The organism is Pseudomonas reactans, from assembly GCF_013387025.1.
Classification (GTDB): domain Bacteria; phylum Pseudomonadota; class Gammaproteobacteria; order Pseudomonadales; family Pseudomonadaceae; genus Aquipseudomonas; species Aquipseudomonas reactans.
On the sequence record NZ_JACAQP010000208.1, the window covers coordinates 1 to 306 of the forward strand.

At 42.2% G+C, this 306-nt stretch carries 1 protein-coding gene; it reads left to right on the forward strand.

The annotated features are described in order from the left end of the window. Positions 1–17: 17 nt before the first annotated feature. The coding region (locus tag HX793_RS31885) for a hypothetical protein (RefSeq protein WP_256733989.1) at positions 18–306 on the forward strand (289 nt) is incomplete at its 3' end.

Genomic DNA, 306 nt, shown 5'->3' on the forward strand with positions numbered 1-306 from the left:
TTTACTGGTGGCCGGGAATGAAACGTGACGTTGGGAGATATGTGGAGAAGTGTCTGACTTGTTTACAAGTCAAGGCAAATCATCAGAGACCATACGGGTTAGTTCAACCACTACCTGTACCGATGAAAAAGTGGGATGAGATTTCTATGGACTGTATCACCAAATTACCCCGAACTCCACGAGGGTTCGATTCAATATGGGTAATTGTTGATAGGTTGACTAAATCAGCACAATTTATTCCTATACGAGAAGATTACCAAGCGTCCAAATTAGCAGAGTTCTATGTTAGAGAGGTGATGAAACGAC